Raw genomic sequence first — 13,066 nt, forward strand, 5'->3', positions numbered from 1 at the left:
TGGGGACGCGCCGGTCCCTCGCCCGTCCGAGCGGGCGCTACTCTTCCGGGTGGATGTCGGTGACGGTGCCGACGCCCTTCGACTGTCCCTCGCGGAAGACGAAGCGCTGGCCCTCCTCGACGAGGTAGGGGTGGAACTTGAACCGGAGGCGCGCACGGCCCGTGTCTCCGGGGAGCAACTGGCCGCCCTCGGGGTAGATGGCGGCGGCCTCGCTCACTGTCTCCAGATGGACGACGGGTTCGTACCCCTCGTCGATGCGTGTGGGATGGTTGAGCACCATGACCTCGGCCTCGAACTCGCGGACCGGTTCCGGGTCGGCCGAGCGCGGCAGGAGCACCATCCCACGCTCGATATCCGCCTCGCGGACGTTCTTGAGCGCGATGCCGACGATGCGGCCCGCGCTGGCCTCGTCGACGCGGTGGTAGTGCATCTCGATGGAGCGGACCTCCACCTCACGGAAGGAGCCGTCCTGCATGGGGCCGAGCAGCAACTCGTCGCCCGCGGAGACGGTCCCCGAACGGATGGTGCCCGACGCGACCGCGCCGACGCCCTTGACGTTGTAGCTCCGGTCGATGTACATCTGGAACGGCTCGGCGGCGGCGCCGCTCTCGGTCTTCGGGAGCCGGTGGAACAGCTCGTCGAGCACCTGCATCCCCTCCATCGTCACGGCGCTCGTCGTGACGACGGGGACGACCGTCTCGGAGATCTCCTCGATGGCGGCCTCGACGCCGTGCCGGGCGACCGAGAGGGGCGTCCGGTCGGCGCCACGAAGGAGCCGCTCGACCTCGCGCTCGACCTCGGCGAGGCGCTCCTCACTCACCATGTCGGCCTTCGTGATGGCGACGATGGTCGGCAGCTCGGTGGCGAGGAGGATGCCGAGGTGCTCGCGGGTCGTCTTCGTGGGGCCGTCGTCGGCCGCGACGACGAGCAGGCCGTAGTCGAGTTTCTGCCCCACCAGGCCGCGGATGGTGGTGCGGAGCCAGGGTTCGTGGCCCACCGTGTCGACGAAGCTGACGAGCCGGTCGGCCTCCTCGACGACGCCGGCGCGGTCGGATTTGCGGTGCGGGTTGTCCATTCGGACGGGGCCGTCCTCGTCGTCGAAACCGTAGACGCCGTACGAGAGGTCCGCCGAGAGCCCGCGCTCCATCTCGTGGGGCTGGACGTCGAGGAAGCTCCGGGTCCCCCCCTCGCCGTCGTCGGGTTCGCCCGTGACGAGCGAACCGACCAGTGTCGACTTCCCGTGGTCGACGTGGCCTGCCGTCCCGACGACGATGTGCTCGTCATCCGTATCGAGGACGGCGCCCTCGCGGATGGTGGCGACGCCGACGATGCCGCGACTCGCCGACGGATCGACCCCATCTTTTCCGACGCCCCACGTCTGCACGTCGTCGATGTGGGCGCCGGCTTCCTCGGCCAGCAGGCTCAGCACGTCCATCGACTCGGAGAAGGCGTCGGGGCTGATGCCCGCGATGCCGCCGTCGTCGGTGACGCCGACGACGTAGGTGGCCTCGCCGTCGCCCGAGAGGACGCGGTGGCGCAACTGCGCGGCGAGGGATTCGAGGCGGCCGTCCGTCAGGTGGACGGCCCGGGTGAGCCGTTCCTTGAACTCGACGCTGCCGCCCTCCTCCTCACCGTGCTCGATGGCACGGTCGAGGAGGGCCCGGTCGGCTGGCATACGGGAACAGGTAACAGCCGCCCCGGCAAAAGGCTTCCCGACGGGGTGTGGCGCGGTACCGTGGAGCAATCGACGTACGCCGCGGGGCTCCGGTCGCGTCGGCCCCGTCAGGGCCAGACCAGCCCACGCAGGCTGGTCAGCGTCTCGGGGGAGGCAAAGGGGGTCTCGTCGTGGGCCATCGGCCGCAGGGCGACGAGGCCGTCGAGGCGGTCCTCCAGCCCGGCGCGGTCGGTCGTGTCGTAGCCGGTGACGGTCCACGGGGGCCAGACCGTGAGCAATTCGAACCGGCTCCCGGACCAGCGGGCGTAGACGTCCGCCGCGCCGTCCTGGGCGACGAGCGCCAGCTCGCCGTCGGTCGCGCGCATCGTCTCGACGTGGTCCGCGAGGTCCGCGTCGCCGTCGTCGGTGACCGCCTGGAAGACGTTACGGACCGGTTGCTGGTCGGAGTGTGCCAGCAGTACGTCCCGCACTTCTGTCTCGTCGCTCATCGGCCGTGTGTATGTGTGGCACGCACATAATCTCGGGGGTGCCGGCGGCTCCCGCCGAGGGTGGAACCGCGGGCGGGCAGGGCCCTGCTCCCGGGTGGTCCTCGGTCGTCCGCCGACGGTCGCGGAGGCCTCGCCGTGGCCGCCACCGCTTTGCCGTGGGCTCGCGTGGGACCGGTATGGAACGGTCCCGGCTCGTGACGGTCCTGCTCGCGATACTGCTGCTGACGGCCGGCTGTGCCGCCTCGCCGTCGACGGGCCCCGCGGGCCCGTCGGACGATGGCGCGGGCAACGGGGGAAGCGCCGGGCCGGCCGACCTCCACGGTGCCGACACGACTGGCAGCGTCACGGTCACCGTCACGCGGGTTGTCGACGGTGACACCCTGAAGGTGGAGTACGACAACGGGACCGCCGATACCGTCCGGCTGCTCGGGGTCGACACGCCCGAGGTCCACACCGACAACTCGCCCGACGAGTTCGAGGGAATTCCCGAGACCGAGGCCGGGCGCTCCTGTCTCGGGCGCTGGGGCGAGCAGGCCAGCAGCGACGTGAAGGAGACGCTGACCGGCGAGGAGGTCACGCTCTACTTCGACGCGAACGAGGGTCGCCGTGGCTACTACGACCGCCTCCTCTCGTACGTCGTCCACGACGGCTCGAACGTCAACTACGGCCTCGTCTCGGGCGGCTACGCCCGGGTGTACGACTCGCAGTTCACCGCGCGTGAGGCGTTCTACGACGCCGAATCGACCGCACAGAACGAGGGCACGGGCCTCTGGGAGTGCGCTACCGAGTCGCCGCCGACCGGCACGGCGACGGCGACCGCCGATGGCGGCTCCACCGACGGCCGCCTCGCCGTCACCACCATCCACGCCGACGCCGAGGGCAACGACAACGAGAACCTCGACGACGAGTACGTGACTCTGGAGAACACGGGTGACTCGGACCTCTCGCTGTCGGGCTGGACCGTCAGCGACGAGGCCGGGAAGACGTACACCTTCGGCGACGTGACGCTGGCGCCCGGCGAGACGGTGACGCTCCACACCGGGAGCGGCTCCGACACCGCGAGCGACGTCTACTGGGGCCGTGATGGGGCCGTCTGGAACAACGGCGGCGACACCGTGACCGTCCGGGACGACTCGGGGTCGGTCGTCGCCGAGCGGTCGTACTGACCGCTCCTCTCCAGGGTCCTGCTTTCTGGTTGGTGGGGTGCGCTACGGCGTGAGATAGTGCCTGGTTTCCTCGGCCACCCTGTCTACGAACCAACCGTGGAGTGCGCCGATGTAGGGGTCGGTGATGGCATCTTGAGCCGGTGGAGGAACGAAGTGGCTATGGAGTGGAGAATACACACTCCAGGGTGAGACGTACGACTGCTTAGGCGTCCCCCCTCGTGCCCAGTACCGCTCCTCGAGTGGGTGGGAGATCAGTCGGTCCGTCGTCGTCAGCGCAACGACCAGATACTGGGTTCCGTGGAAGGGATGACTGTTGTCGGAGAGAATCAGGCACGGACGCGTCTTTATCTCCCCCTCATCGACCTCTGTGGAATCACCGGCGTCGATGATCGACCTCGCCTCTCCCGCCAACCGGAAGGGGTCGATACTCCAGACAACATCTCCACGCTGGTATGTTCGGGTGTCCCACGAACTCATCTATCGACAGGCAAGCCTGCGAGTCTCAAATGTGTATTTCGCTGCTGACTCTCGGCTGACATCAGTGGCCATTCTGTTCCGATTCCCCTCTCTCCGTGTCGATCTCAACGATTGCCGGTTTCGGTGAATCCGGGAGCATTCTGAACCGCGAGTCCGACGAATGGGTATCGAAGACCCGGGAGAACGTGTCGCTCTTCCCGCCGTCGCGTCCCTCGGAATGCTGGCCTGCCAGTTCATTGGTCGATGGCTCTCCATCGTAGTCTGCTGCTGCGTCCGCCCACTCTTCCGCATCAGTATCGTCCTTGATGAACGGCTCATCGTCCTCGAACGGTTCTCCCGGTATCGATTCCATCGTCTCCAGAAGCTCGGCGAGCCGGTCCGAGTCTGTCGTGATGGCCCAGTGCTGACCGCGATGCTCGACGAATCCCCGACTCTTCAGCCGTGTGAGATTCGTACTGACTGTGTTGGGGTCCCTGTCAATCGCCTCAGCGATCTCGCCACGTGTGAAGGCCATCTCCTCGTTCTCAACGAGGAACTCTACGACCGCTTCGGCAGTAGAGCGTTCTCTATCAGTGCTCTCCGCCGTCTCGAACTCATCGCGAGTAATCGGCATTCGTGGACACCTGCTTAGCTAGTGTAAGCTGTACTCGATGAAAAGTGTACTGGTGAAAATCTCCGCCCCGTCCCCACACCCTCGGTCGAGATTCATCGACACTCGGTAAGATATTCGGGGGGAATCCCCCTCGCATTGGGGTCACTACGCACTCCGCACCCGCCGACCGTAACCTTTCAACCCGCGCCCGGCGAACCGCGCGGCATGTACGAGCGTCTGAAGGGCTTTCGCGACTTCTTCCCCGCGGAGATGGCCGCCCGGCGCGCCGTCGTCGACACCGTCGAGGACGTCGCGCGTCGCTACGGCTTCCGTGAGATCGACACGCCCCGCCTCGAATCCGCCGAGATGTGGGCCGACAAATCCGGCGACGACATCGTCGACGAGCTGTACGCCTTCGAGGACAGGGGTGGGCGCCACGTCACGCTCACGCCCGAGCTCACGCCGACGGTCGCGCGCATGGTCGTCGACAAGGGGCAGGAGCTGAGCAAGCCCATCAAGTGGGTCTCGACCCGCCCGTTCTGGCGGTACGAGGCGGTCCAGCAGGGCCGCTTCCGCGAGTTCCACCAGACCAACGTCGACATCTTCGGGACCGACGAGCCGACGGCCGACGCCGAGGTACTGGCGTTCGCCGCGGACTCGCTGACCGAACTCGGCCTCACGGGCGAGGACTTCGAGTTCCGCGTCTCGCACCGCGACATCCTCGGGAACCTGCTGGAGTCGTTCGAGCCCGATGTCGACACGCGCGCGGCCATCCGCGCGGTCGACAAGCGTGCGAAGGTCGACTACGACGAGTACCTCGACCTGCTCGCGGCGGCGGGGATGGAGCGGGCCGACGCCGAATCGTTCGACGACCTCGTCGCCGGCGACGACCTCGAGGCCGTGGCCGAGGCCGGCAACGAGGACGTGAACGCCGCCGTCGACAACCTGCGTGCTGTCCTCGACGCCGCCGAGGACTTCGGCGTCCGCGAGTTCTGCGACGTGTCGCTCGCGACCGCCCGCGGCCTCGACTACTACACCGGCGTCGTCTTCGAGTGCTTCGACTCGACGGGCGAGGTCTCGCGCTCCGTCTTCGGCGGCGGCCGCTACGACGACCTCATCGAGTCGTTCGGCGGCCAGCCCACGCCCGCTGTCGGCGTCGCGCCCGGACACGCCACGCTCCACCTCCTCTGCCAGCGCGCCGGCGTCTACCCCGACGAGGCCGTCACCACGGACTACTACGTGCTGTCGGTGGGCGAGACGCGGCCCGAGGCCCTGCGCGTGGCCCGTGACCTCCGCGAGCGCGGCCACGTCGTCGAGACGGACCTCAACGACCGCGGCTTCGGCTCGCAGCTCTCCTATGCCGACTCCATCAACGCCGAGACGGTCGTCGTCGTCGGCGAGCGCGACCTGGAGGACGGCAACGTGACGGTCAAGGACATGGCCAGCGGCGACGAGACGACGGCGCCGTTCGAGAGCTTCCCCGGCGACGCGGAGCGGCCGACGTACGACGATTTCGCGTAACTCGGAGGTTTGTGTTCAGTTGCCGAAATTGTGGGGATGAATCTGAGGTTATGGAGTTATCTGCTGGATAATTCCCCGAATAGCGACTCGTACTCGCCCGCGACCCGTGACCAGTCGTAGTCCAGCGCCCGCTCGCGAGCGCGCTCACCCATCGTACCCAGTGTCCCGCGGTCGGCCGCGAGCGCGTCCAGGGTTGCCGCCAGCCGCTCGGGTTTCGGGTCGACCACCCGTCCCACGGCGTCGTCGACCACGTCCGTCGCCGCGCGCGGCGAGGCCACCACGGGTGTCCCCGACGCGAGCGCCTCCAGCACCGTCAGTGGCATCCCCTCGTACGCGGAGGGCAGGACGAACACGTCGCTCCGGGCGTACCGCGCGGGGAGGTTGGCATCGGGGACGTAGCCGAGGAACGCCACGCGGTCGCCGACGCCGGTGCGCCGGACGCGCCGCTCCAGTTCCTCGCGCAGCGGGCCGTCGCCGCCGACCGTGAGCCGCCAGTCGCCGTCCGACTGCGCGACGGCGTCCACCAGCCGTTCCGGTCGCTTCTGCTCGACGAGCCGACCCTGGAAGTGGACGCGGACGGGCCCCTCGCCGTCGGATTCGGCGTCACCCGCGCCGGGGTGGAACCGCTCGGTGTCGACGCCGTTCGGGATGTCGACGAGCCGGCCGTCCGCAGCCGGGTCCGGTCCCCCGAGCCGGCCGACACGTGCGATGTCCTCGCGGACGTTGCCGGAGATGGCGACCACGCGGTCCGTGCGGCGGGCGATGCGGCGCTCCAGCGCCGCGTAGGCCAGCGCCTGGGGCTTGCCGAGGACACCCCGCGCGCCAGCGCGGGCGAGCCAGCCGTGCCAGACGAGGTGGAAGACCATCGCCGTCGGCACGTCGAACTCGACTCCGAGGGCGGCGCTCTCGTCGGTCAGGAGGAGGGCGTCGCAGGCCTCGGCGTCGGCGCGGGCGGCGCGGGCCAGCCCCAGTTCCGTGACGGGGTTGGCCTTCACGCCGCGCGGCGATGGGTACATCCGCACGTCGATGTCGTCGATGCCGTCGCGGCGCTCGCGCGGCTCGTCGGTGAAGACGGTCACGTCGTGACCGCGCGCACCGAGCGCGCGAGTGAGGTGTTCCGTGTGGCGCTCGCCGCCGCCGGGCTCCGGGCGGGCGAAGTACGCCTGGAGCACGCCGACGTGCATCAGCGCCCCTCCGTCGGGCCGGGGGCGACCCAGCGCATCAGAAACGCGCCTGGAAGTCGGCGTAATGCCCGGTGACCAGTTCGCGGAGGCGTGTCTCGAAGGTCTCGCGGGAGAACTCTTCGACCGCCGCGCGGGCGTCGCCGTCGGCGAGTCCGTCACGCTCGAAGCGTGCGAGTGCGGTCCGGATGCCCGCGGGCGTGCCGTCGTGGGTGTAGCCGTTCTCGCCCTCGTCGACGTGCATCCCGGGGAAGCCCGTCTCGTTGACGAGACACGCCTTGTCCGAGGCGTTCGCCTCGACGGGAACGATGCCGAAGTCCTCCCGGTGGCCGTTGAACACGACCGCGCGACAGTTCGAGAGGAGCGCGCGCTTCTCGTCCTCGCTGACGAAGCCCCGGTAGTCGACGTTCGGGAGCGAACTGACCCGCTCGCGGACGCGCGCGGCCACGTCACCCTCTGGCCCCGCGAGCAGGAGTCGGCGGTCGGTGCCGGCGAACGCCTCCACGACGGCCTCGACACCCTTCTCGTCGTCCAGCCGGCCGAGATGGAGGTAGTAGCTGCTGTCCGTCCCGGCCGAGGGGTCGGTGTCGCCGGGGTGACCACCACGCTCCCGCGCCACCGGTGCCCCGCCGTCTGTCCGGTACCGTTCCAGCGGAACCGGTGGGTAGAGCACCTCAGATTCGCGGTCGTAGTACTTCCAGAGTCGGCGCGCGATGACCGGGCTGTTGGCGAGATAGTGGTCGACGCGGCGGTCGACCGCCGCATCACGCGTCCGGAGATAGCGCAGGAGTGGTCGGCCGAGCAGCCCCAGAGCCGACCCCTTGCGCTCGTGGTAGAGGTCGTAGAACCAGCGGGGCGGGGAGTGACAGTAGTTGATGTGGAGGGTGTCGTCGGGCGTCACGACGGCCCGGGGGGTCGCCCCGGAGGTCACGAGGACATCGATGTCACCGTACTCGCGCCAGTCGACGTCCTCCCAGATGCCGTACTCGAAGACGCGGTCGATTCCTGCCTGGGCGCGCCGGAGGGGTGTCAGCGAGAGGTCCTCCAGCACGTCGTGGAACGGGATATCCGACGGGCCGGCGGTCTCGGTCGGGGGGTCGACCGTGTAGATACAGTCCGCACCGAGCGTCTCGGCGATCGCCCCGGCGACGCGGACGGCGCCGCCGATTCCCCGGACGCGCCAGTGTGCGACCGCGATGTTCAGGTCCGCGATGTCGACCGATGGTCGTTCGGGGATGTCGACCCCAGCCGTCGCGCCGGTCGACTCGCTACTCACTGCGGAACACTGAGGCGAAATGCATAGAAAATCCTTGTGGCCTGTGGCGGTCGGGTCGGTCGATACCACCCCTCGGCTTCGTTCGCTAGAGGATGTCACTCCCTTATATTCGTTAGTCGAACCTAGCGCCGCGTAACTCCTTAGACGATATTACCATTATAATTCATAAGGGTTTTATCCGCCCTCGTTTCACGGTCGGACAGAGTACGGGCCTTCGCGCCCGCTCAGACAACCAATGGCACACGACAACGACGGCAAGGACGAGGTTGCGAGCCGCGTCCAGAACACGGAATCTATCGTTCGAGAGGTCGACAACAAGGCTGCGCGCGAGCTGCGCCAGAAGTTCGAGGAGCAGGACTTCACGTTCGCGCCCGGTCTCTACCACGCGCTCGACGCGCGCCTGGCCGAGATGGCCGGGCTCGACGCCGCGTACATGTCGGGCTACTCGACGGTCCTGGGCCAGTTCGGCTTCCCGGACCTCGAGATGGTCACGATGACCGAGATGGTCGAGAACGCAAAGCGCATCGTCGAGTCCACGAACCTGCCGGTCGTCGCCGACTGTGACACCGGCTACGGTGGCATCCACAACGTCCGCCGCGCGGTCCGCGAGTACGAGAAGGCCGGCGTCGCCGCCGTCCACATCGAGGACCAGACGACCCCGAAGCGCTGTGGCCACATCGCTGGCAAGAAGATCGTCCCGCGTGACGAGGCGAAGGCCCGATTCGAGGCTGCCGTCGACGCCAAGCAGGACGAGGACACCATCATCATCGCCCGTACCGACGCCTACGGCTCGGCCAACGGTGACTGGGAGGAGCACCTCGAGCGCGGCCGGATGTACGCCGACGCCGGCGTCGACCTGGTCTGGCCCGAGATGCCGGACCCGTCTCGCGACGACGCTGTCGAGTACGCCGAGACCATCCACGAGACCCACCCGGACCTGAAGCTGGCGTTCAACTACTCCAGCTCGTTCGCGTGGTCCGAGGAGGAGGACCCGCTCACGTTCCAGGAGCTGGGTGACCTCGGCTACCAGTACATCTTCATCACCCTCTACGCCCTGCACAGCGGTGCGCACGCGGTCTACGAGGACATGAAGAACATCTCGGAGAACGACGAGGAAGCGCAGTGGGACCTCGAGGACCGCTACCTCGGCCACGAGACCGAGAGCCACCACGAGCTCTCGTTCGTCTCGCGGTTCCAGGACATCGAGGCGCAGTTCGACCCCGAGGCCAAGAAGCGGATGGAGGAGTCCGCCGGCTTCACCGAGGAGGAGTCGGACCCGCTGACCTCGAACGACGACGACTGATTCCGTCGCAACTCGCGGCCGATTGCGGTTTTTTCTTTCTTCGCCCACTAGTCGCCGCTCTTCCTGATTTATATCTGTCATTCGACATCAAGCGGCGACGTTTGCTGGAAATCTGGCCCCGGTGCGCGCTTCGTCGGTCGGGCCCCGAACATATGGCCCGTCCCGCCGTCGTCGCCATCATGTTCGACCAGCACGCCGACCCGGACCCGCTCGGCCGTACGCTGGCGGGGCGGGCGTTCGCCGACCCGTTCCCGTGGCAGTTCCTCACACGTATCGCCGAGATTCCCGACCGGCTCGGCGGGTCGGCCGGGGAGCGCCGTGCGGCCGACCTCGCCCGCGAGGCACTCCCCGGCGCCCCCACGCTCCAGTCGTTCCCCATCGAGCGATGGACCCGTGGCACGACCGACCTGACCGTCGCCGTCGACCGCCCTGACGGGCCCGTCGAGCGCTCTTTCGAGGCTGTCGCGCTCCCGTACTCGCCCGCCGGTACGGTCGCTGCGCCGCTGGTGGACGTCGGCTACGGGACCGAGGCCGAGGTCGCGGACGCGTCCCTCGACGGTGCCATCGCGGTCGCACGGACGGACAGCCCCGAGTCGAAACGCTTCGTCCACCGCATGGAGACGTACGGCCACGCCGTCGACGCCGGCGCCGAGGCGTTCCTGTTCGTCAACCACGTCCCCGGCCAGTTACCACCGACGGGGTCGCTCCGATTCGGGGGGTCGGGTGCAGTTCCGGGCGTCGGCGTCTCCCGGGAGACGGGCGCCTGGTTGGCGGACTACGCGGATGGTGACGACGACTCGCCGTCGGTCACCGCCCGTCTCGCCGTCGAAGCCGCCACCGAGCGGGCCGAGAGCCGCAACGTCGTGACTCACCTCGGCCCGGACACGGACGAGCGCGTGGTCCTGGTCGCCCACCTCGACGCACACGACATCGCGGAGGGAGCCCTCGACAACGGTGCCGGGCTCACCGTGGCCGTGACGGCCGCGCGCCTGCTCGCGGCGGTCGCCGATGACTCCGATGCGCCGGGTCCCGGCCTCGAACGAGGGATTACCGTCGCGGCGGTCGGCTGCGAGGAGACGGGCCTGCTCGGGAGCGAGGCGCTGGCCGACCGACTCGATGTCGAGCACGTCCACGCGGTCTGCAATGTCGACGGGGCCGGGCGCGCCCGCGACCTGCGGGCGTTCACGCACGGCTCGGCGGCGGTCGAGTCACTCACGCACGACGTGACCGACACCGCCGGGGCCCCCCTCCACGTCGAACCGACGCCGCACCCGTACAGCGACCACTGGCCGTTCCTCCGCGCGGGCGTCCCGGCGCTCCAGCTCCACAGCCAGCCGCCGTCGGGCGGCGAGGGGCCCGGCGGGGGCTCGCGCGGCCGCGGGTACACCCACACGCGCGCCGACACGCGGGACAAGGTGGACGCCCGGGACCTCCGGAGCCACGCGGTCCTGACCGCGCTGCTCGTGCACGCGCTGACGCGCCGGGACCTGCCACGCCGGGACCCGGCCGAAATCGCGGTCGAGTTGCGGGATACCGGTGCCGAGCCGGGGATGCGCGCGGCCGGCATCTGGCCTGCACGCTGGGACTGAGCGACACTCGACGGCCGGGCCGGAGCGCGACGGCTACGGCTCCCGCGAGGCGCCGCGGCGCAACTGCGCGGCGACCCGCGCACCCGTCGTCCGCTCGACACGCCGGCGCTCGAACACGGCCCATGCGGTCGCCGCGGCCCGCTGGTCGACGGCGAAGTCGAGGCTCGGGTAGTCGACACGGACGAGGACCAGCGGCTCCGGTGGCGCAGCCGCGATACCCTCGGCCCCGGACAGCGGTTCGTCGTCGAGGACGTGGTCCACGAACGCGAGGTCGCGCTCGCCCGCGCCTACGGCCGCCAGCAGGCCGGCAACCCGGCGGACGCACTCGCGGGGGAAGCCGTCCGCCCGCGCCCGGACCCGGAGGTACGCGCCGTCCCGCTCGGCCGACAGCGAGAGGTCCCGACGTGTCCCATCGCCGCGCGGGTCGGCGCTCAGGTTGTGCAGGTCGGCCTCGCCGGAGAGCCGCTCGCACGCTCGGTCGACCGCGTCGTCGTCGGCCTCGGGGGCGTGGAGGTGGTACTCGTACTCGCGCTCGCGTGCGTCGTGGGTCGCGTGGAAGTCCGCGGGCGCGTCGGCGCTCGCCCACGCGCGGATGTCGTCGGGCAGTTCGCCACAGAATGCACGCGGCGTCAGCCAGTCGGGCGCGTCGAACGCGACGGTCTGGGCGACGGCGGAGACGCCGCGGTCCGTCCGTCCGGCGGCGGCCCACCCCGGCGGTGTCTCGCGGCTGTCGCCGGCCGGACGCGGGTCGGCGTCGAGGACGCCGAGCCGACAGCACGCGTCCAGCAGCGTGTCCTCGACGGTATCGCCGTGTGGCTGGCGCTGGAATCCGCGGTAGGCCGTCCCGTCGTAGGCTATCCGGAAGGCCCGTCGAGTGCGCGCTGCCTCGTTGCCGTCGGCGTCCGTGTCGGTCACGTCCGGGGTTCGGAGTACGGCCCCAAAACTGGCTTGCCCCGGGGCGCCCTCCGAGCGTCCGTGCAGGCCGTCATCCCCGCGGCCGGTCGTGGGACGCGGCTGGGTCCGCTCACCGGCCGGCGGCCCAAGCCGCTCGTCCCCGCCGCCGGTCGCCCACTCCTCGCGCACGCGTTCGACGCCGTCCGGCCCATGGTCGAAGAGGCCGTCGTCGTGGTCGGCTACCGCGGCGAGCGCATCCGCGAGCGGTTCGGTGATACCTTCGAGGGACTCCCGCTGACCTACGTCGAGCAGCCCGAGCAGCGTGGGCTGGCCGACGCCCTGGCGTGTGCCGAGCCCGCCGTCGAGGGGTCGTTCGTCCACCTGAACGCGGACAACGTCTTCGGTGCCGAGCCGGGCGGCGCGGCGAACGTGCGGCGGCTGGTGGCCCGTCGGTGCGAGACGGACGCCGACGCCGTGCTGCTGGTCGAGCGCGTTTCCCTGGCAGCTGCGCGCCAGGTCGGTGTCGTGACGACCGACGGCGCGGGTCAGGTACGCGACGTGGTGGAGAAACCCGAGTCCCCGCCTTCGCGGCTCGTTCAGACGGGCTGCTTCGTGTTCACGCCCGCGATATTCGAGGCGTGTCGCGCAATCGAGTCGGGCGACACGGGCGAGGTCGAGCTGTCGGACGCCATCGCGCGGCTCGCGCGCGGCGGACGGGTCGAGACCGTCCGGTTGCGAGGCTGGCGTCGGAACGTCAACACCCCGTACGAGCGCGCGGCGGTCGAGGCGAGACTGGCGGGCGAGCGCGCCCGTCGGGCGTCGAGCGACCGTCTCGACCGCTGAAATCGCACGACGCCGCCGGGTCGCGGTGGCCGCGGGATTCAATACTCCTCACGCCAATTCC

General features: G+C 69.7%; 12 protein-coding genes. 5 read left to right on the forward strand and 7 right to left on the reverse strand.

Annotation, left to right across the window (positions count from 1 at the left end):
* Nucleotides 1–37: 37 nt before the first annotated feature.
* Nucleotides 38–1,675: a GTPBP1 family GTP-binding protein gene (locus tag NL115_RS12440; RefSeq protein WP_254829677.1), complete on the reverse strand. Its 1,638-nt coding sequence runs from the start codon at nucleotides 1,673–1,675 to the stop codon at nucleotides 38–40.
* Nucleotides 1,676–1,782: 107 nt separating this feature from the next.
* Nucleotides 1,783–2,163: a hypothetical protein gene (locus tag NL115_RS12445; protein WP_254829678.1), complete on the reverse strand. Its 381-nt coding sequence runs from the start codon at nucleotides 2,161–2,163 to the stop codon at nucleotides 1,783–1,785.
* A gap of 176 nt (nucleotides 2,164–2,339) precedes the next feature.
* Between NL115_RS12445 and NL115_RS12450 the strand changes: the two genes are divergently transcribed.
* Nucleotides 2,340–3,329, forward strand: a complete 990-nt coding sequence (locus tag NL115_RS12450) for a lamin tail domain-containing protein (RefSeq protein ID WP_254829679.1) — start codon at nucleotides 2,340–2,342, stop codon at nucleotides 3,327–3,329.
* 42 nt (nucleotides 3,330–3,371) lie between these two features.
* On the opposite strand, the gene NL115_RS12455 is transcribed toward NL115_RS12450, so the two are convergent.
* Nucleotides 3,372–3,806: a type II toxin-antitoxin system PemK/MazF family toxin gene (locus NL115_RS12455; protein WP_254829680.1), complete on the reverse strand. Its 435-nt coding sequence runs from the start codon at nucleotides 3,804–3,806 to the stop codon at nucleotides 3,372–3,374.
* A 61-nt stretch (nucleotides 3,807–3,867) separates the two neighbouring features.
* Nucleotides 3,868–4,419, reverse strand: a complete 552-nt coding sequence (locus tag NL115_RS12460; RefSeq protein ID WP_254829681.1) for a winged helix-turn-helix domain-containing protein — start codon at nucleotides 4,417–4,419, stop codon at nucleotides 3,868–3,870.
* 204 nt (nucleotides 4,420–4,623) lie between these two features.
* Between NL115_RS12460 and hisS the strand changes: the two genes are divergently transcribed.
* On the forward strand, nucleotides 4,624–5,919 hold the full coding sequence (gene hisS / locus NL115_RS12465; RefSeq protein WP_254829682.1) for a histidine--tRNA ligase: 1,296 nt from the start codon (nucleotides 4,624–4,626) through the stop codon (nucleotides 5,917–5,919).
* 56 nt (nucleotides 5,920–5,975) lie between these two features.
* Here the strand turns inward: hisS and NL115_RS12470 are convergent, their stop codons facing one another.
* A complete protein-coding gene (locus tag NL115_RS12470; RefSeq protein WP_254829683.1) occupies nucleotides 5,976–7,103 on the reverse strand; it encodes a glycosyltransferase family 4 protein in 1,128 nt (375 codons plus the stop codon).
* Between the two features lie 37 nt (nucleotides 7,104–7,140).
* A complete protein-coding gene (locus NL115_RS12475; protein WP_254829684.1) occupies nucleotides 7,141–8,376 on the reverse strand; it encodes a glycosyltransferase in 1,236 nt (411 codons plus the stop codon).
* Nucleotides 8,377–8,611: 235 nt separating this feature from the next.
* Here NL115_RS12475 and aceA point away from each other — a divergent pair, with 235 nt between their 5' ends.
* Nucleotides 8,612–9,679, forward strand: a complete 1,068-nt coding sequence (gene aceA, locus NL115_RS12480) for an isocitrate lyase (protein WP_254829685.1) — start codon at nucleotides 8,612–8,614, stop codon at nucleotides 9,677–9,679.
* 152 nt (nucleotides 9,680–9,831) lie between these two features.
* Entirely contained in the window at nucleotides 9,832–11,268 is a 1,437-nt protein-coding gene (locus NL115_RS12485) for a M28 family peptidase (RefSeq protein ID WP_254829686.1), read from the forward strand.
* A gap of 33 nt (nucleotides 11,269–11,301) precedes the next feature.
* Here the strand turns inward: NL115_RS12485 and truA are convergent, their stop codons facing one another.
* Nucleotides 11,302–12,183, reverse strand: coding sequence for a tRNA pseudouridine(38-40) synthase TruA (truA, locus tag NL115_RS12490; RefSeq protein ID WP_254829687.1), 882 nt, complete (start codon nucleotides 12,181–12,183; stop codon nucleotides 11,302–11,304).
* Between the two features lie 60 nt (nucleotides 12,184–12,243).
* On the opposite strand from truA, the gene NL115_RS12495 reads away from it, so the two are divergent.
* Nucleotides 12,244–13,005 (forward strand): nucleotidyltransferase family protein, encoded by a 762-nt coding sequence (locus NL115_RS12495; protein ID WP_254829688.1) that lies wholly within the window; start codon nucleotides 12,244–12,246, stop codon nucleotides 13,003–13,005.
* The last annotated feature ends 61 nt before the right edge of the window (nucleotides 13,006–13,066 follow it).

This window comes from Haloglomus salinum, from assembly GCF_024298825.1.
In the GTDB taxonomy this organism is placed as follows: Archaea; Halobacteriota; Halobacteria; order Halobacteriales; family Haloarculaceae; genus Haloglomus; species Haloglomus salinum.